General features: G+C 71.6%; 24 protein-coding genes. 17 read left to right on the top strand and 7 right to left on the bottom strand.

Features of this window, described 5'->3' with window-relative positions; genetic code table 11:
- Positions 1-28: 28 nt before the first annotated feature.
- From DEJ14_RS17950 to DEJ14_RS17915, 8 genes are all read left to right on the top strand, one after another.
- On the top strand, positions 29-1714 hold the full coding sequence (locus DEJ14_RS17950) for a bifunctional 3'-5' exonuclease/DNA polymerase (RefSeq protein ID WP_111083556.1): 1686 nt from the start codon (positions 29-31) through the stop codon (positions 1712-1714).
- Between the two features lie 86 nt (positions 1715-1800).
- Positions 1801-1989 (top strand): hypothetical protein, encoded by a 189-nt coding sequence (locus tag DEJ14_RS17945; RefSeq protein ID WP_146249650.1) that lies wholly within the window; start codon positions 1801-1803, stop codon positions 1987-1989.
- Between the two features lie 44 nt (positions 1990-2033).
- On the top strand, positions 2034-2855 hold the full coding sequence (locus DEJ14_RS17940) for a phosphatase PAP2 family protein (protein ID WP_111083554.1): 822 nt from the start codon (positions 2034-2036) through the stop codon (positions 2853-2855).
- 85 nt (positions 2856-2940) lie between these two features.
- Complete coding sequence (locus DEJ14_RS17935; RefSeq protein WP_111083553.1) at positions 2941-4137, top strand: Fic family protein; 1197 nt, start codon at positions 2941-2943, stop codon at positions 4135-4137.
- 107 nt (positions 4138-4244) lie between these two features.
- The gene (locus tag DEJ14_RS17930) at positions 4245-5894 is read left to right on the top strand and encodes a serine/threonine-protein kinase (protein WP_111083552.1); all 1650 of its coding nucleotides are present in this window, start codon (positions 4245-4247) and stop codon (positions 5892-5894) included.
- A gap of 47 nt (positions 5895-5941) precedes the next feature.
- Positions 5942-9112, top strand: a complete 3171-nt coding sequence (locus tag DEJ14_RS17925) for a GH92 family glycosyl hydrolase (RefSeq protein ID WP_258373131.1) — start codon at positions 5942-5944, stop codon at positions 9110-9112.
- 34 nt (positions 9113-9146) lie between these two features.
- Complete coding sequence (locus tag DEJ14_RS17920; RefSeq protein ID WP_111083551.1) at positions 9147-9383, top strand: hypothetical protein; 237 nt, start codon at positions 9147-9149, stop codon at positions 9381-9383.
- 59 nt (positions 9384-9442) lie between these two features.
- Positions 9443-9640, top strand: a complete 198-nt coding sequence (locus DEJ14_RS17915; RefSeq protein ID WP_146249649.1) for a hypothetical protein — start codon at positions 9443-9445, stop codon at positions 9638-9640.
- 146 nt (positions 9641-9786) lie between these two features.
- On the opposite strand, the gene DEJ14_RS17910 is transcribed toward DEJ14_RS17915, so the two are convergent.
- The 5 genes from DEJ14_RS17910 to DEJ14_RS17890 all read right to left on the bottom strand — a co-directional run bounded on the left by DEJ14_RS17910 (position 9787) and on the right by DEJ14_RS17890 (position 12817).
- Positions 9787-10311 (bottom strand): hypothetical protein, encoded by a 525-nt coding sequence (locus tag DEJ14_RS17910; RefSeq protein WP_111083549.1) that lies wholly within the window; start codon positions 10309-10311, stop codon positions 9787-9789.
- A gap of 117 nt (positions 10312-10428) precedes the next feature.
- Positions 10429-10965, bottom strand: coding sequence for a GNAT family N-acetyltransferase (locus DEJ14_RS17905; RefSeq protein ID WP_111083548.1), 537 nt, complete (start codon positions 10963-10965; stop codon positions 10429-10431).
- 22 nt (positions 10966-10987) lie between these two features.
- Positions 10988-11926 carry an aldo/keto reductase gene (locus DEJ14_RS17900; protein ID WP_111083547.1) on the bottom strand — a complete coding sequence of 313 codons (939 nt, stop codon included), beginning with the start codon at positions 11924-11926 and terminating at the stop codon, positions 10988-10990.
- A gap of 76 nt (positions 11927-12002) precedes the next feature.
- The gene (locus tag DEJ14_RS17895) at positions 12003-12209 is read right to left on the bottom strand and encodes an SDR family oxidoreductase (RefSeq protein ID WP_258373152.1); all 207 of its coding nucleotides are present in this window, start codon (positions 12207-12209) and stop codon (positions 12003-12005) included.
- Positions 12206-12817 (bottom strand): SDR family NAD(P)-dependent oxidoreductase, encoded by a 612-nt coding sequence (locus DEJ14_RS17890; RefSeq protein ID WP_258373130.1) that lies wholly within the window; start codon positions 12815-12817, stop codon positions 12206-12208. Before DEJ14_RS17890 ends, DEJ14_RS17895 begins: the two co-directional genes overlap by 4 nt.
- A 35-nt stretch (positions 12818-12852) precedes the next feature.
- Between DEJ14_RS17890 and DEJ14_RS17885 the strand changes: the two genes are divergently transcribed.
- Positions 12853-13665 (top strand): putative RNA methyltransferase, encoded by an 813-nt coding sequence (locus DEJ14_RS17885; protein ID WP_111083546.1) that lies wholly within the window; start codon positions 12853-12855, stop codon positions 13663-13665.
- A gap of 13 nt (positions 13666-13678) precedes the next feature.
- On the opposite strand, the gene DEJ14_RS17880 is transcribed toward DEJ14_RS17885, so the two are convergent.
- The gene (locus DEJ14_RS17880; RefSeq protein ID WP_111083545.1) at positions 13679-14212 is read right to left on the bottom strand and encodes a hypothetical protein; all 534 of its coding nucleotides are present in this window, start codon (positions 14210-14212) and stop codon (positions 13679-13681) included.
- A 96-nt stretch (positions 14213-14308) separates the two neighbouring features.
- The gene (locus tag DEJ14_RS17875) at positions 14309-14728 is read right to left on the bottom strand and encodes a VOC family protein (RefSeq protein ID WP_111083544.1); all 420 of its coding nucleotides are present in this window, start codon (positions 14726-14728) and stop codon (positions 14309-14311) included.
- Between the two features lie 62 nt (positions 14729-14790).
- Between DEJ14_RS17875 and DEJ14_RS17870 the strand changes: the two genes are divergently transcribed.
- The 8 genes from DEJ14_RS17870 to DEJ14_RS17835 all read left to right on the top strand — a co-directional run bounded on the left by DEJ14_RS17870 (position 14791) and on the right by DEJ14_RS17835 (position 23768).
- Complete coding sequence (locus tag DEJ14_RS17870; RefSeq protein ID WP_111083826.1) at positions 14791-15747, top strand: helix-turn-helix transcriptional regulator; 957 nt, start codon at positions 14791-14793, stop codon at positions 15745-15747.
- A gap of 61 nt (positions 15748-15808) precedes the next feature.
- The gene (locus DEJ14_RS17865) at positions 15809-15979 is read left to right on the top strand and encodes a hypothetical protein (protein WP_181437361.1); all 171 of its coding nucleotides are present in this window, start codon (positions 15809-15811) and stop codon (positions 15977-15979) included.
- The gene (locus DEJ14_RS17860) at positions 15976-16065 is read left to right on the top strand and encodes a potassium-transporting ATPase subunit F (protein ID WP_017887940.1); all 90 of its coding nucleotides are present in this window, start codon (positions 15976-15978) and stop codon (positions 16063-16065) included. Before DEJ14_RS17865 ends, DEJ14_RS17860 begins: the two co-directional genes overlap by 4 nt.
- Before the next feature lie 8 nt (positions 16066-16073).
- Positions 16074-17765, top strand: coding sequence for a potassium-transporting ATPase subunit KdpA (gene kdpA, locus DEJ14_RS17855; RefSeq protein WP_111083825.1), 1692 nt, complete (start codon positions 16074-16076; stop codon positions 17763-17765).
- Positions 17762-19855, top strand: a complete 2094-nt coding sequence (kdpB, locus tag DEJ14_RS17850; protein WP_111083543.1) for a potassium-transporting ATPase subunit KdpB — start codon at positions 17762-17764, stop codon at positions 19853-19855. Before kdpA ends, kdpB begins: the two co-directional genes overlap by 4 nt.
- A gap of 2 nt (positions 19856-19857) precedes the next feature.
- The gene (gene kdpC / locus DEJ14_RS17845; protein ID WP_111083542.1) at positions 19858-20463 is read left to right on the top strand and encodes a potassium-transporting ATPase subunit KdpC; all 606 of its coding nucleotides are present in this window, start codon (positions 19858-19860) and stop codon (positions 20461-20463) included.
- Positions 20464-20589: 126 nt separating this feature from the next.
- On the top strand, positions 20590-23082 hold the full coding sequence (locus DEJ14_RS17840; RefSeq protein ID WP_111083541.1) for an ATP-binding protein: 2493 nt from the start codon (positions 20590-20592) through the stop codon (positions 23080-23082).
- Positions 23079-23768: a response regulator gene (locus DEJ14_RS17835; RefSeq protein WP_111083540.1), complete on the top strand. Its 690-nt coding sequence runs from the start codon at positions 23079-23081 to the stop codon at positions 23766-23768. Before DEJ14_RS17840 ends, DEJ14_RS17835 begins: the two co-directional genes overlap by 4 nt.
- The last annotated feature ends 81 nt before the right edge of the window (positions 23769-23849 follow it).

Below are 23849 nucleotides of genomic sequence, written 5' to 3'. Positions count from 1 at the left end.
TGACGGTGGGGCACGGCATGATCGTTCCGTGCACCTCGTCCTCCGCCGCGTCGACGGCGGCGTCCTCGCGACGCCCCTGACCGACTCGGGGACCGCTGACGGCGAGCCGATGCGCGTGGACGAGTCGGGCCTCCCGGCCTTCGTCGCGGCGCACGACGCCCCGGGCGTGCGCTGGGTGTGGGACGACACCGCACGCTGGTACCCGGCCGTGCTCACCGCCGGTGGACGCGTGGGGCGCTGCGTCGACCTGCGGTTGTGTCGGCGGATCCTGCGCGCAGCGCTGGCCGCGCGCGGTTCCGCACTCGCTGCGGCACCGGCGGACGCGCTCGACGCTCCGGTGGCGGAGGCCCGGGTCGTCCGGCCGACGCAGGCCCAGCTCTTCGACGACGCCCTGTTCACCGCGTCGGTGCCGGACGACGACGTCGACCCGGTCGCCGAGTTCCGGGCACAGCTCGCGGCGGTCGCGGGGTCGACGTCGCCCGGTGCCCTCCGCCTGCTGACGACGGCGGAGTCCGCCGGAGCCCTCGTCGCGGCGGAGATGCTGCACGCCGGGCTGCCGTGGCGTGCCGACGTGCACGAGCGACTGCTCGAGGAGTCGCTCGGGCCGCGCGTCCCCTACGGCGTGCGGCCGCGGCGGCTCGAGGAGATCGCCGCCGTCGTGCGCGAGCGCCTCGACGACCCGACGCTCAACCCGGATTCGCCGGCCGACGTCCTGCGCTCGCTGCGCCGTGCGGGGCTCATGGTGACGAGTACCCGCAAGTGGGAGCTGCAGGAGATCGAGCACCCCGTCATCGAACCGCTGCTCGAGTACAAGCGACTCGCGCGGCTCCTGACGGCGAACGGTTGGACGTGGCTCGACGACTGGGTGCGCGACGGCCGGTTCCACCCGAAGTACGTGGTCGGCGGCGTCGTGACCGGGCGTTGGGCGGCCGACGGCGGGGGAGCGATGCAGCTGCCGAAGGGCATCCGCGGGGCGGTCGTCGCCGACCCGGGCTGGAAGCTCGTCGTGGCCGACGCTGCGCAGCTGGAGCCGCGCGTGCTCGCCGCGATGGCCGGTGACCGAGCGATGGCCTCCGCGGGCGACGGACGTGACCTGTACGACGGCGTCGTGGCCTCGGGCGCCGTCGAGACCCGGCAGCAGGCGAAGGTGGCCATGCTCGGCGCGATGTACGGCGCCACCCAGGGCGAGGGTGGACGGCTCGTCCCACGCCTGGTGCGGGCGTTCCCGCGGGCGCTCGACCTGGTCGAACGCGCCGCACGGGCGGGGGAGCGGGGCGAACCCGTCACGACGTTGCTCGGACGGACGTCGCCCGTGCCGGAGTCGTCGTGGTTCGAGGCGCGGAACCAGGCCTACACGGTCGAAGGGACCCCGGCGATGCAGCGTGCCGTCGAGTCGCGGGCGCGGAGCTGGGGGCGGTTCACCCGGAACTTCGTGGTGCAGGGGACCGCGGCCGAGTGGGCGCTCGCGTGGATGGGGTCGTTGCGGTCCCGGCTCACCGCGCGGTTCCCCGGGGCCGTGACGGACGGCCCGCACCTGGTGTTCTTCGTGCACGACGAGATCGTGGTGCACGCGCCGGAGGAGCACGCCGAGTGGGTGGCGACGCAGATCCGTGAAGCCGCGGTCGACGCCGGTCGGCTGTTGTTCCAGGACTTCCCGGTGACGTTCCCGCTGTCGGTCGCGGTGGTGGGGGCGTACTCCGAAGCGAAGGACTGACCGGTACCTCGTTGCATGGCGTCGTGACGACTCCGTACCGAAGGTCAGACCACCGGGGTGCCGCCGTACTGCTCACGGTGCTGGTGGTGGTCTCCTGGGGGGCCACGATCGCGTTGCCGATCGTCGCCCTGTCGTTGATGCTCCACGTCGAGGCGCCGGCGGAGCGGGCCGTCCCGATCGTCGTCGCGTGGTTCATGACCCCGTTCATGACCGCGGTCGGTGTGACCATCGGGCTCGTCATCCTCCAGCGGTCTCGCCGGGCGAGCAGGCAGTAGTCGCGGCCTCGGCGGTTCCCGGGCGCTTCGGGCAGGCTGGACGGATGGACACCGAACGCGGGGACGCCGCCGACCGCACCGTCGGCGAGGTCGACCTCACCCGCTGGCGCACCCGCGCGGGCCGCGCGACCGCCCAGGGGTGGACCGCGCTCGGCCACCGGTACGGCGCGATGCCGCTCCTGCTCCTCACGCTGGCCGTCGGGATCGGCATCGCCGTCGTCGCGACCTGGCTCGCCTCCGAGGTCTACGACGCCGTCCGCGAAGCCGACGACGTCGCCGTGCTCGACCGTCCGGTGCTCGACTGGGCGCTCACCCTCCGGTCGCCCGTGGGCGATCGTTTGGTCACGTGGTGGACCGACATCGCGGGCACGATCGGCATGCCCATCGTCGCCCTCGGGTTCCTGGTCGGGTTCACCATCCAGCGTCGGGCGTGGACCCCGTTGGTGCTGCTCGTCGCGGCGAGTGGCGGCTCGCTGCTGATGACGATCGCGGGCAAGGACCTCATCGGTAGGGCGCGTCCGCCGCTCTCCGACGCGGTGCCGCCGTACGAGCACTCGCCGTCGTTCCCGTCCGGCCACACCCTCAACGCGACGGTGATCGTGGGCACGATCGTGTACCTGTTGCTCCTGCGGCAGTCGCGGGTCGTCACGCGGGTGTGGACGATCGTCGTCGGGACCCTGTTCGTGCTCTCGGTCGGGGCCTCGCGGGTGTTCCTCGGGCACCACTGGCTCACCGATGTCCTCGCGGCGTGGGCGCTGGGGCTCGCCTGGCTCGCCCTCGTGATCACGGCGCACCGGCTGTACCTGACGGCGCTCCGCCACGGCGCCGAGCCCACCCCGGACGCCGACATCGTCAAGAAGACTTGAACTGCAATCGATCGTGTTCCAGAAACATCTTCGGAACTTGAACAGTCCCCCTCCAAGTTCAATTTTTGATCCGTAAAATGGAACAATGGACCTCGCGCGCTTCCAGAGCAGCCCCGTCGGGCATCTCGTACCGGTTCGTGGAGTCGACGGTCGGACCGGCCGCTCGTACGACCACTTCGGTTTCGTACCGGACCCGCTCGGTGAAGTTCCGACACTGTCGGGAGTGACGTGGACCAAGGTCGCCCGCGCGAACCGGGCGCTCGGGGCGCTTCGGCAAGGATCATCGTTGATCCCGAACCCCGGCATCTTGCGCGCTCCGACTCTCCGGCGAGAGGCACAGAGCACCTCTGCGCTCGAGGGCACGTTTGCACCACTGGACGACGTCCTCGCCGCGGAAGCGGTCGGGAAGGCTGATCGCTCCGCGGCCCTGTCCGAGGTGCTGAACTACGTGGACACCGCCGAGCTCGGGTTCACTAGGGTGCAGGAGCGCCGCGTCACGACCGGTCTCCTCGAAGAACTGCAGTCGGTACTGGTTCGTGGCACGGCCGCAGACACACCGCAGGCTGGACACATCCGGACGGTTCCAGTGGCGATCGGAACGCGAGGAGGTGGTATCGAGGATGCCCGATTCGTCCCGATGCCACCGGGGACGCCGCTGCGGAGTGCGTTGGGTGACCTCCTCGAATGGGTGGACACAGCGCCTCGGCACGACATCGACCCAGTGGTCGCGGCAGCGCTCACGCACTACCAGTTCGAGACGCTGCACCCGTTCAACGACGGCAACGGGCGTCTCGGACGCTTGCTCATCGTCTTGCAGTTCATGCGGTCTGACGTCCTCACAGAGCCGTTGCTGAGCGTCTCGCCGTGGTTCGAGGCCCGGCGAGAGGAGTACCAGAATGCGCTGGCCGCGGTCAGCGCGGAGGGGGCCTGGGACGAGTGGGTCGCGCTCTTCGCCGACGGGATCCACAGTTCCGCGACGGACACCGGAGCACGGATGTCGGATCTTCTGGCGGTGCAAGCGGAGTACCGCGATCGCATCCGAGCAAGCGGGGCGCGGGGCATGGTCCTCGACGTGGCCGACCACCTCATCGGAGCACCGTTCGTCACGGTTCCGATGCTGGCCACTGCTCTGGGAAAGACCTACCAGGCCGCCAGCAACGCCGTCGCTCGGCTCGTCGATCTCGACATCTTGTCCGAGGTCGAGCGGCAGGGAGTCCGTGTCTTCCGGGCCTCGAACGTCGTCCAGGTCACGATGCGGTCGGGGAGCGGTACCGCTCGGTGAGCAGAAGAGGTCGGGTCGACCGCGTGGACCCGACACCTCCTGCTCACCAAGCGCCGGGACTCGACGGATGAGTGGCCCCGTCAGCCGCTACCGGTAGGTTGCCCGTCATGGAAGAACGGGTCTTCGGCGGCAGGTACCGCGTCACGGGCACGCTCGGACACGGTGGCATGGCGTCCGTGTACCGCGCGGTCGACGAGCAGCTCGGCCGCGAGGTCGCCGTCAAGGTGTTCCGCATCGGACCGGTCGACCACGGTGAACGCGCCCGAGCCGAGTCGGAGATCCAGACGCTCGCGACACTGCGCAGCCCGGCCCTCGTCACCCTGTACGACGCCGCCCTCGACGACGCCGACGGGGACTCGTACCTCGTCATGGAGCTCGTGCCCGGCAGCGACCTGGCCACCCGGCTGCGCGAAGGACCGCTCGACCCGACGACCGCCGCCCGCGTCGGCGCACAGGTGGCCGACGGGCTGAGCGCCGTGCACGCCCAGGGCATCGTCCACCGCGACGTGAAGCCCGCCAACGTGCTGCTCGAGCGCGACGGCAGCCACGTCAAGCTCGCCGACTTCGGCATCGCCCTGCTCCGTGACGCCTCGCGCGTGACGGGGACGGGCACCGTGATGGGGACGGCCGCGTACCTCGCGCCGGAGCAGGTGCTGGCGCAGGAGATCACCGGCAAGGCCGACGTCTACGCGCTCGGGCTGGTGCTCCTCGAGTGCATGACCGGCAAGACACCGTTCCCGGGCAGCGCCATCGAGTCCGCTACTGCACGACTCACCCGCAGCCCGGAGATCGACCAGCACTTGCCGACGGCCTGGCGCACGCTCCTGCACGTGATGACCGCGCAGGACCCGTCCGAGCGTCTGAGCGCGGCCGAGGCGGCCGAACGACTCCGCGCCCTGGGCCGCGACGAGCCCGGGGCCGCCACACAGCTCCTGCCCGGTGGTCCCGGGACGCTGACGGCAGCCGGTGCCGGCGCGGCAGCCGGAGCAGCCGCGGCCGGTGCGGCCGCCGCAGCCACGGCTCCGATGGCCGCGCACGCGGACGACGCGACCCGCGTGATGCCGGCGAGTGGTGCCTCCCGTCCGGGTGGACAGCCGGGCGCCGACGACGCGACCCGCGTGATGGACGCACAGCAGCCGAACGCTGCGGACGACGTGTCGACCACCGTCCTCGGTGCCCAGCGCGGCGCCGGCGGCCCGACCGGCGGAGGAGGCGGGGTGCCCCCCGCGGCCCCGCCCGTCCGACCGGGCTCCGGCGACGACCCGGCGAAGCGCGAGAAGCGACGCAAGGGACCGATCATCACGGCGATCGTCGTGGTCGTCCTGGTGCTGGTCGGCATCGGGGTCGCGGTGTTCGCGCTGAACGGCGACGACGACGGCACACCGGCGCCGACGGACACGACCTCGACCGCACCGACCGAGCAGCAGCCCAGCGAGGAAGAACAGCAGCCGAGCGAGGAGCAGCAGCCGAGCCAGGAGCAGCAGCAGCCGAGTCAGCCGGCCGAGCAGCAGCCCTCCGAGCCGGCGGAGCAGCCGTCCGAGCCGGCCGAGCAGCCGAGTGAGCCCGCCGAGCCCAGCCAGGAACCGTCCGTCGGTCCGGAGCCGAGCGCGCCGGTCTCGAACCCGGTGCAGGAGCCGCAGGACGGCGCCGACCCAGCCGACGGCGCGGCCGACACGACGACCGACACGACGACCGACACCTCAGCGGACGCCGGTCCGGGCAACTCGGAGAACGCGCCCGGGCAGAACAAGGGCTGACACGCCGAGCGTTTTCGTCCAGACGCTGGACCAAATACGCTGGACCCGTGCGAGAACTGCAACGGAGCGGTGGGCCGACGACGGCCGTCGCGGCGCGGAACGGTGTCGGCTTCGGATCCTCGGAGGGGTGGCTGGTCGAACGACCATCGGGTGACGGCGCCGTGGCGGCGCGCGTCCCCGGCCTCGACGGTCGGGTGGTCGCAGCCGGCGACGAACTGTCGTGGGTCTGGTTCCCCGAACGCACGCTGCCGCAGGGCGCTACCGAGCCCACCGAGGCGGACCTGCCGCACTTCTGGGACGCCACGGCCTTCACCGTCGACGTCGTCTTCACCGACGGCACACGACTGAGCGAGCACGCGGCCGCGCACGGCGGACGCGCCCGCGACCAGTACGGCGACGCGCTCACGCCAGAGGCGCAGGACGTGGCCCGCAAGCAGTGGGTCGACCAGTGGAACCGTCGCGCGGTGGACCTCACGCCGTTCGCGGGGCTGGTCGTCGACCGACTGGAGGCCCGGATCGGCTCCGACACGCAGCCGTCGGACGCCGACGGGGAGCGTCCAGCCCTGCGCGGCTGGCTCGACGACGTCCGGATCGCCCCGGCACGCCCGGCACCGGTCACGCCGCTCGACCACGTCCGCACGACCCGCGGCACGCAGGCTTCGTCACGGTTCTCCCGCGGCAACAACGCGCCGCTCGTCGGCATCCCGCACGGCGGTGTCTTCGGCCTGCCGATGACCGACGCGTCGAGCAACCGCTGGCCGTACGCCTACCAGGAGCACGCGCGCACCGACGTCGACGGACGGGTCCGACCGGCGATCCAGGCGTTCGCGACGAGTCACATCCCGTCGCCGTGGATGGGCGACCGCGGCGTGTTCCAGGTCATGCCGTCACCGCTCGACACCCCCGACGTCGACCGGGCCGCCCGCGCGCTCGGCTTCGACCACGACGACGAACTCGACGGTCCGCACCGGTACCGGGTCGCCCTCGACCAGGGTGTGACGGCCGAGATGACCGCGGGGGAGTTCGCCCTCGGCTTCCGGTTCACCGGTACCCGCAGCATCGTGCTCGACCACCACGGGTGGCTCTCCGACGTCTCCGTGACCGTGACCGACGGCACCGCGGTGGTCGAGGCCGTGCTCGACGACCGCCCCGGCACCCCGCCGCACCACGTGCACGTCCGGATCCCGCACGTGACCGCGGACCACACCAGCACCGGCGAGCACGAGCTGCGCGGCTGGCTGGCCGTCGACGGCGACGGCGCGGTCGACGTCCTGCTCGGCATCTCGACCGTCTCGATCGAGGACGCCCGCGCGAACCTCGACGCCGCCGCCTCCTTCGACGCCATGTGCACCCGCGCCGAGGCGCTCTGGACGGAGAAGCTCGCGACCCTGTCGTTCGACGGAGCCACCCCGGACCAGCTGGTGAGCCTGTACTCCGGCCTGTACCGGCTGTTCCTCTACCCGAACCGTGCCGGCGAGACCGCTCTGACCGGGTCGCCGCACCACCGCTCCCCGTACGGAGCCGTCCTCGCCGACCCGATCCGCGACGAGCCCGGGCCGGAGGTCGTCGAGGGGCCGTTCACCACCACGAACGGGTTCTGGGACACCTACCGCACCGCCTGGCCGCTCCTCGGACTCCTCACCCCGGAGACCGCCGGCGAGCTCGCGCAGGGCTTCGTCGAGCACCACCACGACGGCGGGTGGACCCCGCGCTGGAGCGCCCCCGGCGCCGAGGACTGCATGACGGGCACCACGAGCGACACCGTCTTCGCCGACCTCGCGGCGAAGGGCATCACCGGGTTCGACCTCGCCGAGGCGTACCGGAGCGCAGTGCGGAACGCGACCGTCCCGCCACGTGACGAGCGCGTCGGACGCAAGGGGAGCCTCCCGGGAGCCTTCCGCGGCCACGTCGACACCGCGACGTCCGAGGGGATGTCCTGGACCCTGGACGCTGCCATCAACGACTGGGGACTCGCTGTCATGGCGGGGCTGCTCGCGTCGCGGGCGGGCACGCCCGCCGACCTGTCCCGGTACGAGGCCGAGGCGGAGTGGTTCGCCCGTCGATCGCTGCAGTACCGGCACGTGTTCGACTCCGAGCGGGGCTTCTTCATCGGCCGCGACCCCGACGGCTCGTGGCGGGTCGGCACCGAGTTCGACCCGCGCGACTGGGGCGACGACTACACCGAGACGAACGCGTGGGGCACGGCCTTCACCGCTCCCCACGACGGCGCCGGCATCGTCGACCTGCACGGCGGCCCGGCGCGGTTCGATGCAGCACTCGACGCCTTCTTCGCGACGCCCGAGACCGGCGCGACCGTCCGCTCCGGCGCGTACGGCTTCCCCATCCACGAGATGACCGAGGCCCGCGATGTCCGGATGGGCATGCTCGGCCTGTCCAACCAGCCGGCGCACCACATCCCGTTCTTCCCGATGTTCACCGGTCGGCACGACGACGCGCACCGCATCGTGCGCGAATCGCTGGAGCGGCTGTTCGTCGGCTCCGACCTCGGCCAGGGCTACCCCGGCGACGAGGACAACGGCGAGATGAGCGCCTGGTACGTCTTCGCGACGATCGGCCTGTACCCGCTGGCGCCGTCCACGGGCACCTACGTGCTCGTGCCGCCGTCGGTCCGCAGGACGGTGCTGCAGCAGCCGGGAGGAGCGGAGACCGTCATCGAGGTCGCCGACGGTTCCGCAGGTGCCTACGTCGCGTCGGTGACGGTCGACGGCTCGCCCTGGACCTCGGTCAGCATCCCGCACCACGTGGTGGTGTCGGCGTCGCGCATCGTCTTCACGCTGTCGTCCGGACCGCAGGGCTGGGCATCGGACACCCGCCCGGTCTCGGCCTCCGAGGTGCACGGCTACCGGGACGCCCCGGTCGACCTGCTGCCCGTCGGGATGTCCTCGGAGGGCTCGTCGCCGCTGGTCGACGACACCGGACGGACCGTCACGGCGCTCGCCGCGGGGGAGTCGGTGTCGTTCGACGTGGACTGCCCCGCTGCGTCGCTGTACACCGTGACGGTGGCGACCCCGGGTTCGTACTCGTGGCAGGTGTCCCTCGGCGAGACGGTCACGGCGGTCGACGGTGCCGAGTTCACGTGGGCCGGGCAGACCCGGGTGTTCCGGATCATCGGCGGCGGTTCGTCGTTCGGCTTCACCGCTGACACCGACGTCGCCCTGACGCAGCTCGAGCTGATCGCGGCGGACGGACAGCGTTGACGCGCTGTTCACCAGGCCGGAGCATGCTCGGCCCATGTCGATGAGCACACCGTTCGATCCGGAACAGCAGGGCGCCGCCAACCCCGTGGACGGCTCCGACGAGGCGGAACTCGAGATCGAGGAGGACCGTGGCGCCGACGTCGGCGAGGACTCCGCCGACCCGACCGCCTCGCCCGTTCGTCACGACGCCGAGGACGAGGCTGGCGGCGGTCCGGTGTTCCGGCGCCCGCAGCCCGGCGACCGACTGCACCCGGGCGACCTCGACGGCTGATCGGAGCTTCTGCGGCGGTTCAGAGGCGCCGCTCAAGGTCGACCGGCATGCTCGTCGGCATGTCGATTGCGAACTCGTTCGATCCGTCCGGTGGCCGTGCGATCCCCGAGGACCAGGTCCGCGAGGACGGACTCGAACTCGACGAGGACCCGGCGATGCTCGGTATCTCCTTCGATGTCGTGGGTGGAGCCTCCGCCGACCCCGCCGCGGTGTCCCCGGTCGACGTTGACGTGCCGTCCCCGAGGTCCGCTGACTGACTCCCGAGCCCCCGAGCCGGTTGAGTGACATTCTGGGGTATCGCGGTGCGGCGGGCCTGTTGTACCATCGGGGGGCGCGTTGCAGTAGCGGCGCGAAGTGAGCTCGGCAGCCTTCCGGACGGTCGGTGAGCCGAGCTTTGCGCTTTCTACGGTCTGGTTGCTGCAGACACGATCATGGGCTGAGCGCGCCGGCGCCAATCGCCACCCTTGGCCTGGCTCCAAGCGATCGCGTCGGCCGCCCACAGAAGCGGCTCGTGGTGCGCGGTCTCGTGTGCGTACGTGAGCGCATCCCGCACCCCGTGTGCATGAACGGCGTCGTAGAGGATCTTCTTGTCAGCGCGCTCGATCGACACGTCTCGCTCGAGTACGATCCGCTCGTGTCCGGCGCTCGCCGCGAGCGCAACGAGCTCACGCAGGCATGCTTCACGGTCGCTCGGCTCGTGCTTGAGGTCGGAGCGGACGATGTGTGCGCGCACTCCGATCTGCTCCAGGGTCGACAGGACGTGACGCCGTCGAGAATCGCTCTCGCTGGTGAAGTGGAGTCGTCGCTGACCGGGCAGTACGAGGGCTCGTATCTTGCGCCGGAGCGTCGTCAGCTCACCTGGGGCAACGATGACGGCGACCATGAGGTAGCCCTTCGTCTTCGACTCGTCGACGAAGAGCGACGTCATCGGCTCGGGTCGGTGGACCGGCCACCGAGAGAACTGGCGGGCTCCGGCATGGGACGAGTCTGCCACTGATGTTTCAGTGGGTCGGGCCGCCTCGCCGCTGCTGGGGAGACGCGCGGTTCACGCTTGCCGGTCTGCGCCGACGCCAGGGACGCGGTACTTGAAGCCGACGTGCGATCCGGTGAACCCGAGGCGCTCGTAGAACCGGTGCGCGTCCGTGCGGGCGGCGTCCGATGTGAGCTGCACGAGCGGGGTTCCGAGCTCCGGTGCTGCGACGTCTGTCACCCACCGCATCATCGCGCTGCCGATGCCGCCGGAGCGGAGCGCGCTGCTCACGCGCACGGCCTCGACGAGCAGCCGGGTTGCTCCTCGACGAGCCATGCCCGGGATCCGGGTGAGCTGCAGCGTGCCGACGAGTCGACCGCCCTCGTCCTCGGCGACCAGCAGCGCGTTCGCCGGGTCGTCGGTGATCGCTCGGAGGGCCGCGGCGTACTGCGGACGGTCCTCCGGGGCGGCGACGTCCCCGCGGGCCGCACTGATCGGGTCGTCGGACAGCAACGCCATCAGTGCGTCGAGGTCGTCGTCGGCCGCGTTCCGCACCACCACCGATCCGGCGTGGGCAGACAAGCGGACGGGCAGGGTGAGGTCGGGGAGCACGACCCCACCCTGCCCGATGGACTCACGGAACGGTGTGCCCCGCGGCGGTGAAGATCCGGTACCACTCCTCGCGGGACAGCTCGACGTCCGAGCCGGCCGCCGAGTCGCGCACGCGCTGCGGGTTCGTCGTGCCGAGGACGACCTGGAAGTGTGCGGGGTGGCGGGTGATCCAGGCGACGGCGATGCCCGTCGGGGTGACTCCGTGCGCGGAGGCGATCTCCTCGAGCACGTCGTTCAGCTCGGCGTACTGCTCGCGGTCGCCGAGGAAGACGCCGTCGAAGAAGCCCTTCTGGAACGGCGACCAGGCCTGCAGCGTGATGTCGTTGATCCGCGAGTAGTTGAGGATGTCGTTGTCGCGGGAGATCGACTGGTCGAGGCCACCCATGTTCGCCGTGAGGCCCTGCGAGATGACGTTGGCGTGCGTGATGCTCAGCTGTACCTGGTTGAAGGCGAGCGGCTGCTGGACGTGCTTCTCGAGCAGGTCCACCTGACCGGGGGTGTGGTTCGAGACCCCGAAGTGGTGCACCTTGCCGGCGGCGTGCAGCTCGTCGAAGGCCTTCGCGACCTCTTCCGGCTCCACCAGGGCGTCGGGGCGGTGCAGGAGCAGGACGTCGACGTAGTCGGTCTGCAGCGCGGTGAGCGATTCCTCGACCGACTCGAGGATGTGCTCGTACGAGAAGTCGAAGTACGCGCCGTTCGGGGTCGGACGGATGCCGACCTTGGTCTGCAGCACGATCTCGGCACGCTCCGTCGGCGACAGCGTCACGGCGGAACCGAACCGCTCCTCGCAGCCGTGCCACTCGCCGTACACCGCGGCGTGGTCGAACATGTTCACGCTCGCGTCACGCGAGGCGCTGTAGAGCGCGCGGATGTCCTCGTCGCTCATGTCGTTGATCCGCATCAGTCCGACGACGACGTCGGATGCGGTGAGGTCCGTCTGTGGCAACTCCAGTGTCTTCACACCGTCGATCCTGCCAGCCGGACCCCGGCGCAGGCAGGCCCTGCCAGTACCCCGGGTCGGCGCACAGAACACCCGATCAGTGGACGGAGAACCCGCCGTCGACCGCGATCGACTGCCCCGTGACGTACGCCGAACCAGGGCCGGCGAGGAACACGGCAGCGGCAGCGAAGTCCGACGCGAGTCCGTTCCGGCCGACCAGCGTCCGCGCGGCGAGCGCTGACACCGCGGCCGGGTCGGAGCCGAGCCGCTCGTTGAGCGGGGTGCGCACGAAACCGGGGATCAGGACGTTGGAGGTGACCCCCTGCGCCGACCAGGCCTCCGCCTGGGACCGGGCCAGTGCCTCTCCCCACCGGCACGGCCGGCCCGCCGCTGGCGCGACGGTCCGGAACCGGCGGCGGGGCCCCGACCGGCCTTGGAGACCCCGTACGCGCCGCTCGCGGCGAACGGACGGTGCGCCTGCTGCGAGCTGATGCTGATGATCCGGCCGTGGCCGCGCGCGGTCATGCCGGGCGCGAGGCGCTGCCCGAGCACGAAGGGTGCGTCGAGGTTCACGGCCATCGTGGCGTCCCAGGTGTCCTCGTGGAGGTCGGCCATCGGCGGCCGGAGGTTGATGCCGGCGGAGTTCACGAGGACGTCGACGTCGCCAGCCGCGTCGGCGAGTGCGTGTGCTCCGGCGCGCGAGGACAGGTCGGCGACGATGCCGTCGGCCGAGCCACCCGCCTGCCGGATCGTGGCGACGGTGGCGTCGATGGTCGCAGCCGTCCGTGCCGCTACCAGCACGTGCGATCCGGCGTCCGCCAGGGCGACCGCGATGGCCTGTCCGATGCCGGAACTGCCTCCCGTCACCAGGGCGGTGCGTCCGTCGAGACCGAAGAGCTGCTGCAGCGACATCCGGCCAGGCTAGCGAGGCCCCGTACGCTGGGCCGGTGCGTGACAACCTGCTGCCGATGCTCGCCTGCCCCGTGTGCGCCGAGCCGCTCGGCCGGGTCGACGGCGGCCAGGTCGGTTGCGCGACCGGGCACCGGTTCGACGAGGCGAAGCAGGGCCACCTGACGCTCCTGCCTGCGAAGCGCCGTGCGCTCACCGCGGACACCCCGGAGATGGTGGACGCGCGGCTGCGGTTCCTGGGGCGCGGGCACTACGCGCCCGTCGAGCGGGCGCTCGCCGCGATCGTCGCGGACGCCACCGCGCCCGGCATCGTGCTCGACGTCGGATCCGGTCCGGGGACCTACCTGGCGCATGCGCTGCGCGCGGCGGACGGGAGGCTCGGGGTCGCGTTGGACCTGTCGGCCGTCGCGATCCGGCGTGCGGCACGCGCCCACGAGCGTGCGGGGGCCGTCGTCGGGGACGTGACCGAGCGCCTCCCGGTCGTCGACGGCGCTGCCGCCGTCCTCCTCGACGTCTTCGCACCCCGCAACCAGACCGAGTACGCCCGCGTCCTGCACCCCGACGGCGTGCTCGCGGTGGTGACCCCGCGGACCGGCCACCTGGCAGAGCTGGCCGAGGCGACGATCTCCGTCGACCCGGAGAAGGAGCGGCGGCTGCACGACTCGCTCACGCCGTCGTTCGTGCTGCGGTCCTCCGACGACCTGACCTGGACGATGGACCTCTCCGCCGAGGACGTCCACGACGTCGTGCACATGGGGCCGAGCCACCACCACGTCTCGGCGGAGCAGGTGTTCGCGCCGACGAGCGTGACCGCGACCGTGACGGTCAGCACGTGGAGCCGCTCGGGCTGATCCTCCGACCGGGTCAGCGCTCGCCCACGTCCCGCGGACTGTCCTGTTCGGCCCGCCGACGGGCGGTGTGGGCTCGCCCGCGCACACGGTCGACGGCCATCCCGATCCGGGCGAGCAGGAGGACGACGCCCAGGCTCCCGGCTCCGATCGGCGTCACGAACAGCCTGAGGTCGATGCCGGGCATCCGCCACCAGTCGATCGACCACGCGGCGACGAGCGCGAACCCGAGCAGGAGCGCGCCCGTCCACCACCACCGCCCGGGGACCCGGACGGTGCCGAGCCCGGCGAGCACGAGGAGCGCCCAGCACCCCTCCGGCGCGAAGGACCGCGGGTCGTTCGTGCCGCAGGTGGACACGGCGCACTCCCACTCGACCTGGTCGGCCACGCTCGCGTACCAGTGGAACAGCAGCGCGGCAGCGACGACGGCGACGAGTGCGACCGGCGGCCCGATCCAGCGCCACACGCTGCCGAACCGGGAGCGGCGTCGGCGAGCGGCCACCCATCCGTGGCCGAGTTCGTAACCGGGCATCGGGCGGAACTCGGGCATGCCAGCACGCTAGCGGCGGCCGGATTCCGTGGGGAAGTGGTTCACAAACGTCCGAGCGTCGGTGCGGCGCGGGACAATCCGGGCCGCACCGCCGCGTCACTCGGTCGGCGCCGCGACGTCGAGCTGCCAGACCACACCGAAGCGGTCGCGGAGCTGCCCCGCGAGTGGCGCCCAGGCCGAAGGGGCGAGCGGCTGCCGGATCTCGGCGCCCTCGGACAGCACGGCCCAGTACCGCTCGATCTCGGCGGTGTCGTCCCCGTGCACGAACACGTAGAAGGCGTTCGATCCCTGGTCGTAGGGCTGCCCGGGCCAGACGTCGAACGCCATGACCCGGAACCCGGCGTCGGTGGAGACCTGGCCGAAGACGACCCGGTCCGCCCAGGCGGGATCGTCGAGGGCGCCCATCTGCCCGTAGGTGGCGGCGGTGACCTCGCCGCCGAAGACCGATGCGTAGAAGTCGAGGGCCTCGCGGGCGTTGCCGTCGAAGTTGAGGTGGGTTGTCGTTTCGATGCTCATGGAACGAGGATGACCGGCAATGCGGTCAGATCATGTCCGCTTCTTCGACGAGGATGATCGACATGGCCGGACCCTCCTCGCGCATGCTCGCGCTGCTGTCGTTGTTGCAGGTGCATCGCGACTGGCCGGGCGACGAGCTCGCCGGGCGGCTCGAGGTCAGCCCCCGCACGGTCCGCCGCGACGTCGACCGGCTCCGAGCGCTCGGGTACCGGGTCGAGGCACTGCGCGGGCCCGCCGGTGGGTACCGGCTCGCAGCGGGTTCGGACCTGCCGCCCCTGCTGTTCGACGACGAGCAGGCCGTGGCGATCGCCCTGGCGCTCGCCGTCGCGCCCGCGTCGGGCGCGGACATCGCCGAGTCGGCTGCCCGAGCACTGGCGACGGTCCGGCAGGTCATGCCCGCGCGGCTCCGGTCGCGGGTCGACGCGGTGCAGGCGGTCACGACGTCCGGGCGGACCCGCACCGACCCGGACGTGCTCGTCGCGGTGAGCGAGGCCGTGCACCTGCACGAGGTCCTGCGGTTCACGTACGCGGGCGACGACGACCTCCGCCCACCCCGCCGCGTCGAACCCCACGCCGTCGTCGCCCGGAACGGCCGCTGGTACCTGCTCGACTGGGACCTCGACCGCGACGACTGGCGCACCCACCGCATCGACCGGATCACCCCGCGGATGCGCACGCGGGTGCCGTTCACGCCCCGGCCGGTGCCCGGTGGTGACCCGCTGGCCTTCGTGTCGGCGCGGTTCAAGGGATCGGCGCAGGCCGACGCCTGGCCGTGCGTCGGTTCGGTCACCATGACGACTGCCGACGCGCGGACGATCACGCCGTACCTGCCCGAGGGCGCCGTCGTCGAACCCCTGTCCGACGAGCGGAGTCGTGTCACGCTCGGTTCGTGGTCCTGGCCCGGTCTCGCCGGAGCGTTCGCGGGCTTCGCGGTCGACTTCGTCGTCGAGGGTCCCGAGAATCTCCGCGACGCCGTCGGTGCGTTGACCACGCGCCTCCGGGCGGCGAGCGCGCGTTAGCGGGGCGCATGCGTCCGCCAGGGCGGCGTGAGGAAACCGTTAGGAGCGGCCTGGAGGCCCGGTGCAGGATCCAGCATCGGTCTCGGCACCACACGTGGTGCCGTCCGCGTCGCCCGGCGCGGACACCGCAGACCTTCTGGAGTCCCTCGTGTTCGACGTGTTCGTCGTCGCCGGTGTCCTCGCCGTGTTCGGCGTGGTGGCACTGATCGCCAAGGGGGTGGAACGGCTGTGATCGGCATCACCATCGCGGCCGCCGTCCTCGGCATCGCCGCAGTCGTGTACCTCGTCTGGGCGCTCGTGCGTCCGGAGCGGTTCTAGTGGGCGCCGTGGGCGCGTCGGGCGCCGCGGACGTCTGGGCGGGAATCGTCCAGGTCGCCACGCTCGTCCTGCTGCTCGTCGTCGCCTACCGGCCGCTCGGCGACTGGATGGCGAAGGTGTTCACACCCGTCCGGCACAACCGGGTCGAGCGCGGGGTCTACCGGCTGATCGGGGTCGACCCGGACGCCGAACAGTCGTGGCCCGTGTACCTGCGCGGCGTCCTGCTCTTCAGCGTCGTCGGGCTGCTGCTCGTCTACCTGCTGCAGCGCGTCCAGGTCGTGCTGCCCGGCGACCTCGGCCTGCCGGCCGTGGGCCCGTCGCTCGCGTTCAACACCGCGGCGTCGTTCGTCGCGAACACGAACTGGCAGTCGTACTCACCCGAGGTGACCGTCGGCTACACCGTGCAGATGGCCGGCCTCGCGGTGCAGAACTTCCTGTCCGCCGCCGTCGGCCTCGCCGTCGCCGTCGCCCTGGTGCGCGGGTTCGCCCGCCGCAAGTCCGGCACCCTCGGCAACGTGTGGGTGGACGTCGTCCGCGGTGTCGGTCGCCTGCTGCTGCCCGGTGCGTTCGTGTTCGCGATCGTGCTCGTCGCCGGCGGGGTCATCCAGTCGTGGGGGAGCGGCACCGACGTCACCACGCTCATCGGTGGCACGCAGCACATCCCCGACGGGTTCGTCGCGTCGCAGGAGGCGATCAAGGAACTCGGCACGAACGGCGGTGGCTACTTCAACGCCAACTCGGCACACCCGTTCGAGAACCCGCAGGCGTGGACGAACCTGGTCGAGGTCTTCCTGATGCTCGTCATCCCGTTCTCGCTGCCCCGCACGTTCGGGCGGCTCGTCGGTGACGACCGCCAGGGCTACGCGATCCTCGCCGTGATGGGCGCGATCTTCCTCGTGTCCCTGTCGGTGATGTCGATCGCCGAGCTCGGCGGTGGGGGGCTCGCGACGCACGCAGCCGGAGCGGCGATGGAGGGCAAGGAGACCCGGTTCGGGATCCTCGGCACCACCCTGTTCGGCACGACGTCGACCGCGACCTCGACCGGTGCGGTGAACGGCATGTTCGACAGCTTCACCCCGATCGGCGGGATGATGGCGATGCTCAACATGATGCTCGGCGAGGTCACCCCGGGCGGTGTCGGTTCCGGCCTGTACGGCATGCTCGTGCTCGCCGTCATCACGGTGTTCATCGGCGGCCTGCTCGTCGGCCGGACGCCGGAGTACCTCGGCAAGAAGATCCGCGCGAAGGAGATGACCTTCGCGGCGCTGTACATCCTGGTCACGCCGACCCTCGTGCTCCTCGCCACCGGACTGTCCCTGGTCATCCCCGGCGTCCGCGAACAGGTACTCGGCACGTCGATCTTCAACCCCGGCAACCACGGGCTGTCCGAGCTGCTCTACGCCTTCACCTCGGGCGCGAACAACAACGGCTCGGCCTTCGGCGGGCTCACCGCGAACACCACGTGGATGAACTCCGCGCTCGGCGTCGTGATGCTGCTCGGCCGCTTCGTGCCGATGGTGTTCGTCCTGGCGCTCGCCGGGTCGCTCGCCGCCCAGGACCGCGTGCCCGAGACCGCCGGCACCCTGCCCACCCACCGCCCGCTGTTCATCGGGCTGCTCGGCGGCGTCGCCGTCATCGTCACCGCACTCACCTACTTCCCGGTGCTCGCACTGGGCCCGCTCGCAGAAGGACTGTCATGACCGTGACCACCGAGCCGGAACCGCGCACCGCAGTGGAGCCGGCCACCCGCTCGTCCGCATTCGGGCCCCGCCAACTGGTGGCGGGCCTCCCGGGAGCCCTGCGGAAACTCGATCCGCGACTCATGTGGCGGAACCCCGTCATGTTCATCGTCGAGGTCGGCGCAGCCCTGACGACGGCAGCCGCCGTCGTCGAGCCCTCGGCGTTCACCATCGCCATCGCGGTGTGGCTCTGGCTCACCGTCGTCTTCGCGAACCTGGCGGAGTCGGTCGCCGAGGGCCGCGGCAAGGCGCAGGCCGACACCCTGCGGAAGACCCGCTCGACCACGAGCGCCCGCCGGGTGCTCGGGTACGCGGCGACCGACGCGGCCGCGACCGGCAACGAGACCGAGGAGGTCGCGTCCGTCGACCTGGCCAAGGGCGACGTCGTGGTCGTGGTCGCCGGCGAGGTGATCCCGGGCGACGGCGATGTCATCGACGGCATCGCGTCCGTCGACGAGTCGGCCGTCACGGGTGAGTCCGCGCCCGTCATCCGCGAGTCCGGCGGCGACCGCAGTGCCGTCACCGGCGGCACCCGGGTGCTGTCCGACCGGATCATCGTGCGCATCACCTCGACCCCTGGTGAGACCTTCATCGACCGGATGATCCGCCTCGTCGAGGGTGCAGCCCGGCAGAAGACGCCGAACGAGATCGCGCTGAACATCCTGCTCGCCTCGCTGTCGATCGTCTTCGTGATCGTCTGCCTGACGATGCAGCCCATCGCGGGACTCGTCGGAGCGACGGTCAGCGTCCCCGTCCTGATCGCCCTGCTCGTCTGCCTCATCCCGACCACCATCGGGGCCCTGCTCTCCGCGATCGGCATCGCCGGCATGGACCGGCTCGTGCAGCACAACGTGCTCGCGATGTCGGGCCGCGCGGTCGAGGCCGCCGGCGACATCACCACCCTGCTGCTCGACAAGACCGGCACGATCACGTACGGCAACCGTCGGGCGTCGCGTGTGGTGCCGGTACCGGGCGTGCGCGAGGCCTCGCTGATGGAAGCAGCAGCCCTGTCGAGCGCTGCGGACTCGACGCCCGAAGGCCGCTCGATCGTGTCGCTCGCTGCCGACGCCGGGGTCACACCGGCCCTGCCGGACGGGGCGGTCGAGGTGCCGTTCACGGCGCAGACCCGCATGTCCGGTCTCGACCTGCCGGACGGGTCGCAGATCCGCAAGGGTGCCGCTGCCGCAGTGCTCGCCTGGGCAGACACCCCCGATGCCGGTCTGGTCGCCGCGATCGATGCCACCGTCGCCGAGATCTCCGACCAGGGCGGGACCCCGCTCGTCGTCGGCCGCCGCTCCGCGGACGGCGCGGTCACCCTGCTCGGCGTCGTGCACCTGAAGGACGTCGTCAAGGACGGCATGGCGGCCCGGTTCGCCGAGCTCCGGTCGATGGGCATCCGCACGGTGATGATCACCGGCGACAACCCCCGCACCGCCGCTGCGATCGCGCACGAAGCCGGCGTGGACGACTTCCTCGCCGAGGCCACCCCGGAGGACAAGCTCGCGTACATCAAGCGCGAGCAGGAGGGCGGCAACCTCGTCGCGATGACCGGGGACGGCACCAACGACGCCCCGGCCCTGGCCCAGGCGGACGTCGGCGTCGCGATGAACACCGGCACGACGGCGGCGAAGGAGGCGGGCAACATGGTCGACCTCGACTCCGACCCGACCAAGCTCATCGACGTCGTCCGCATCGGCAAGCAGTTGCTCATCACGCGCGGCGCCCTGACCACCTTCTCCATCGCCAACGACGTCGCGAAGTACTTCGCGATCATCCCGGCGATGTTCCAGGCGGCGTTCCCCGGGCTCGCAGCACTCAACGTCATGGGGCTGCACAGTCCGTCGTCAGCGATCCTGTCGGCGGTCATCTTCAACGCGCTCGTCATCGTGGCGCTCATCCCGCTGTCCCTGCGTGGCGTCAAGTACCGCGCGGCCGCAGCGTCGTCGATCCTCGGCCGGAACCTGCTCGTCTACGGGCTCGGCGGCGTGATCGTCCCCTTCATCGGCATCAAACTGATCGACCTCGTGGTCGGTCTCATCCCGGGGTTCTAGTCATGGCATCTGCACGTTCCACCGTCCGATCCGCTGGTGTGGCCATCCGTCTCACCCTGCTCGCCACCGTCGTGCTCGGCGTCGGCTACCCGCTCGCCGTCTGGGGGGTCGGCCAGGGGGTGTTCCACGACCAGGCCAACGGCTCGGAGGTCACCGACTCGTCGGGCGCCGTCGTGGGGTCCTCGCTCATCGGGCAGTCGTTCTCCGGCAAGCAGGCTGATCGCTGGTTCCAGTCGCGGCCGTCAGCAGCTGGCGGGGACGGCTACGACGCGAACGCGTCCAGTGGCTCGAACCTCGGCCCGAACAACCCCGACCTGCTCAAGGCCGTCAAGGAGCGGCAGCAGGCGGTCGCGAAGGCCGACGGCGTGTCCGTGTCCGAGGTGCCGGCCGACGCCGTGACGGCCTCGGGCTCGGGTCTCGACCCGGACATCAGCCCGGCGTACGCGTCGCAGCAGGTGGCGCGTGTGGCTGCGGCGCGGGGGCTGTCCGAGGACCGCGTGCGTGCACTGGTGGTGCAGCACACCGAGTCGCGCCAGCTCGGGTTCCTCGGCGAGCCCGTCGTGAACGTGCTGGCCCTGAACCTCGCGCTGGCGAAGGCGTCCTCGTGATCGATCGCGCCCCGCGGTGGTCACCGCGCCCCGACTCACCGGGGCGCGATGACCACACGGGGGCGCGATCCCGCCCTGCGCCCGGCTTCGCGCCCGCTGCGGAACTCGACGCGAGAGGATGAGCACGTGAAGCGCGGCAAGCTACGGGTCCTGCTCGGTGCCGCACCGGGCGTCGGCAAGACGTTCACCATGCTCGAGGAGGGCCGCCGGCTGCTCGACGAGGGCCGGGACGTCGTGGTGGCCGTCGTCGAGACGCACGAACGCGCCGCCACCGCCGCGCTCGTCGACGGCCTCGAGGTCATCCCACGCCGCACCGTGGACCACCGCGGCGTGGAGCTCGACGACCTGGACCTCGACGCGGTGCTCCGGCGAGCGCCCGAGGTCGCCCTCGTCGACGAACTCGCGCACACGAACGCTCCCGGCAGCGCGAACGAGAAGCGCTGGCAGGACGTCGAAGCGCTGCGGGCCGCCGGCATCGACGTCATCTCGACGGTCAACGTGCAGCACATGCAGTCCCTCGGCGACGTGGTCCGCGAGATCACGGGCACCGTGCAGCGGGAGACCGTCCCCGACACCGTGGTGCGCGCCGCCGACCAGATCGAGGTCGTCGACCTCGCGCCGGCTGCCCTGCGCGAGCGGCTCTCCGACGGACTCGTGTACCCGGCCGCCCGGATCGATGCGGCCCTGTCGAACTACTTCCGGCTCGGGAACCTGACGGCGCTGCGCGAGATCGCGCTGCTCTGGCTGGCGGACGAGGTCGACGACGCGCTCAAGGCCTACCGCGCCGAGCACGGCATCGAGCACCGGTGGGAGACCCGGGAGCGCGTGCTGGTCGCCCTGACCGGCGGCCCCGAGGGCGAGACCCTGCTGCGCCGTGGTGCCCGCATCGCCGCCCGCAGTGCCGGGGGCGAACTCGCGGCCGTGCACGTGACGACGAACGACGGCCTGCGCGAGCGGCACCCCGGGGCGCTCGGTGCCCAACGCACCCTGCTCGAACAGCTCGGCGGGACGTACCACCAGGTGGTCGGCGACGACGTGCCGTCGACCCTCGTGCGGTTCGCGCGGTCGATCGACGCGACCCAGATCGTCATCGGCGTCAGCCGTCGCAGTCGGCTCGCCGCGGCCCTGACCGGCCCGGGCATCGGCAACACGGTGATCCGTGAGTCGGGCGACATCGACGTGCACGTCGTCACGCACGAGCGCGCCGGTGGCGGCTTCGCCCTGCCGAAGCTCGGCGGCAGTCTGTCCCGCGGACGGGTACTCGCCGCGTTCGTGCTCTCGGTCCTGGTCGGGCCCCTGCTCACCTGGGTCCTGTCGATCGGCAGCGACCCCGACGCCATCACCGTGGACGTCCTGGCGTACCAGTTGCTGGTGCTCGTCGTGGCGCTCGTCGGCGGGATGTGGCCGGCGGTGTTCACCGCGGTGCTGTCCGGACTGAGCCTCGACTTCTTCTTCGTGCAACCCCTGCACATGGTCACGGTGCAGCAGCCGTGGCACCTCTTCGCCCTCGTCATGTACGTCATCAGTGCCGTGCTCGTCAGCTTCGTGGTCGACCGGTCCGCCAGACGTTCCCGGGCCGCCCGTCGCGCCGCGGCGGAGTCGGGTCTGCTGATGGGGATCGCCGGCAGCGTCCTCCGCGGCGACGACGCCCTACAGGCCCTGCTCGACCGCACCCGCGAGGCCTTCGGGTTCGCCGGTGTCCGGATCCGGCAGGGGAACGAGGAGCCGGCCACGTCGGGGACGTTCGGTGAATCGCCGGACGCGTCCACGAGCCTCCCGTCCGGTGCCGTGCTCGAGTTCGCGGGCGCTCCGGACGACCCGACCCAGCGCCGGTTGCTGCGCGTCGTCGAGCAGCAGCTCGACGCCGCGGTCGAACACCGCTCGTTGACGCGCACCGCCCTGGACGCGGAGCGGATCGCGGCGGCGGACCGCGTCCGCAGCGCGATCCTTGCGGCCGTCGGCCACGACGTGCGTCGGCCGATCGCGGCCGCCTCGGCCGCCGTCCAGTCGTTGCGTGCGTTGGACGTCGACCTGTCCAAGGCCGACCGGGAGGCGCTGCTCGCGACCGCCGACGAGAGCCTCGGTCAGCTGGCGGTGCTGTTGGCGGACCTGTTGGACGTCAGTCGTGTGCAGGCGGGTGTGCTCGCGGTCGCGTCCGGGCCGCTGGCCCTCGACACGGTGGTCGCACCGGCGCTCGACGAGCTCGAGCTCGGGCCCGACGACGTCGACCTCGACCTGCCGGCGGACCTGCCGCCGGTCCTCGCCGACCCGGTCCTGCTGCAGCGGGTCGTCGTGAACCTGCTCGCGAACGCCGTCCGCTACGCACCCGACGGCACCCGCGTGCGCGTCGCGGCGAGCGCCTTCGGTGGCGGGGTCGAGCTCCGGATCGCCGACCACGGTCCGGGTATCCCGTCGGACCGGGTCGACGAGGTCTTCCAGCCGTTCCAACGGCTCGGCGACACCGACAACGAGACGGGCCTCGGACTCGGTCTCGCACTCGCCCGGGGGTTCACCGAGGGCATGGGCGGCACGATCGAGGTCGACGACACCCCGGGTGGTGGGCTCACCGTCGTGGTGCGGCTGCCGATCGCCGGACACGTGGGAGTGGAGCTCCGGTGAAGGTCCTGATCGCGGACGACGACGCGCAACTCGTCCGAGCGCTCTCCGTCACGCTCGCCGCTCGCGGGTACGAGGTCGTGACGGCGAAGGACGGCCGTGCGGCGATCGACGCCGTCATCACCGAACGCCCCGACCTGGTGCTGCTCGACCTGGGCATGCCCCGGCTCGACGGCATCGGGGTGCTCGAGGGCATCCGGGGGTGGTCGCAGGTCCCGGTGCTCGTGCTGTCCGGACGGACCGACTCGTCCGACAAGGTCGACGCACTCGACGCCGGCGCGGACGACTACGTGACGAAGCCGTTCCAGATGGACGAGCTGCTGGCGCGGTTGCGGGCTCTCGGGCGACGCCGTGCCCCGGCCGGTGTCGACAGCGCGCCGACGATCCGGATCGGCGACCTCGTCGTGGACCTCGTCGCGAAGCAGGTCACCCCGGCCAGCGGTCCCGCGATCCGACTGACCCCGACCGAGTGGCGCCTGCTCGAGGTGCTCGTCACGAACCCCGATCGGCTGATGACCCGCGAGATGCTCCTGACCGAGGTGTGGGGGCCCTCGCACGGCAACGACTCCGGGTACCTGCGGCTGTACATGGCGCAGCTGCGGCGGAAGCTCGAGCCCGACTCGGCGACCCCGCGGTACCTGGTCACCGAGTCCGGCATGGGCTACCGCTTCGCTCCGGGAGGGCAGTGACGAAGGCGGTCGGAGCGCTGTCGGGTGACTGGCGGGTCGCTGTCGTGCAGGTGTCGGGTCCGTGTCGTGGTGCGTCGTTCC

Source organism: Curtobacterium sp. MCJR17_020 (genome assembly GCF_003234365.2).
GTDB lineage: Bacteria > Actinomycetota > Actinomycetes > Actinomycetales > Microbacteriaceae > Curtobacterium.
Note: the sequence above shows the minus strand (reverse complement) of the source record. Positions and strands in the feature narration are given on the sequence as shown.

What these genes read in the sequence shown, in the direction of transcription:
- DEJ14_RS17920 (WP_111083551.1), top strand. Translation starts at nt 9,147, where the DNA reads ATGTCGATGAGCACACCGTTCGATCCGGAACAGCAGGGCGCCGCCAAC.
- DEJ14_RS17910 (WP_111083549.1), bottom strand. Translation starts at nt 10,311, where the DNA reads ATGACGTCGCTCTTCGTCGACGAGTCGAAGACGAAGGGCTACCTCATG.
- DEJ14_RS17890 (WP_258373130.1), bottom strand. Translation starts at nt 12,817, where the DNA reads ATGTCGCTGCAGCAGCTCTTCGGTCTCGACGGACGCACCGCCCTGGTG.
- DEJ14_RS17940 (WP_111083554.1), top strand. Translation starts at nt 2,034, where the DNA reads ATGGACACCGAACGCGGGGACGCCGCCGACCGCACCGTCGGCGAGGTC.
- DEJ14_RS17915 (WP_146249649.1), top strand. Translation starts at nt 9,443, where the DNA reads ATGTCGATTGCGAACTCGTTCGATCCGTCCGGTGGCCGTGCGATCCCC.
- DEJ14_RS17930 (WP_111083552.1), top strand. Translation starts at nt 4,245, where the DNA reads ATGGAAGAACGGGTCTTCGGCGGCAGGTACCGCGTCACGGGCACGCTC.
- DEJ14_RS17870 (WP_111083826.1), top strand. Translation starts at nt 14,791, where the DNA reads ATGGCCGGACCCTCCTCGCGCATGCTCGCGCTGCTGTCGTTGTTGCAG.
- kdpB (WP_111083543.1), top strand. Translation starts at nt 17,762, where the DNA reads ATGACCGTGACCACCGAGCCGGAACCGCGCACCGCAGTGGAGCCGGCC.
- DEJ14_RS17880 (WP_111083545.1), bottom strand. Translation starts at nt 14,212, where the DNA reads ATGCCCGAGTTCCGCCCGATGCCCGGTTACGAACTCGGCCACGGATGG.
- DEJ14_RS17875 (WP_111083544.1), bottom strand. Translation starts at nt 14,728, where the DNA reads ATGAGCATCGAAACGACAACCCACCTCAACTTCGACGGCAACGCCCGC.
- kdpC (WP_111083542.1), top strand. Translation starts at nt 19,858, where the DNA reads ATGGCATCTGCACGTTCCACCGTCCGATCCGCTGGTGTGGCCATCCGT.
- DEJ14_RS17935 (WP_111083553.1), top strand. Translation starts at nt 2,941, where the DNA reads ATGGACCTCGCGCGCTTCCAGAGCAGCCCCGTCGGGCATCTCGTACCG.